Source organism: Pseudomonas sp. K5002, from assembly GCF_013386655.1.
GTDB lineage: Bacteria > Pseudomonadota > Gammaproteobacteria > Pseudomonadales > Pseudomonadaceae > Aquipseudomonas.
Genome location: NZ_JACARK010001378.1, coordinates 1 through 351, shown reverse-complemented (window position 1 = coordinate 351; position 351 = coordinate 1). Strand labels below are relative to the sequence as shown.

Annotated in this window: 1 protein-coding gene; it reads right to left on the bottom strand. The window is 64.4% G+C overall.

Annotation, left to right across the window (positions count from 1 at the left end):
• The coding region (locus HX846_RS36525) for a TolC family protein (RefSeq protein WP_178967378.1) at positions 1 to 351 on the bottom strand (351 nt) is incomplete at both ends.

Genomic DNA, 351 nt, shown 5'->3' with positions numbered 1-351 from the left:
GGCCCACCAGCTCGGCAGGCAACACCGAAGGCACCGCAACCGCGCTCGGCTTGAGCACGTTGGGGCGTACCAGTTCGCTGCCACGGTCCGGGCCTTTGCCGAGCAACACTGCGAGGGCGATCTTCGCGCTCTGCAGTTGTTTTTCCGCATCGATCAGTTGCGACTGGGAGCTGGCTTCCAGGCTTTCGGTTTGCTGGTACTGGTACTGGCTGTCGATCCCGGAGTTCAGGCGACGCTGGCCCAGGTCGAGCATCTGCCGGGTGCGCTTGAGGTCATCATTGGCCAGGTCACGCACGATATGGGCCTGGCCCAGGTCGCTGTAGGCCTTGGCGACGTTGGCCGCGAGGGTCA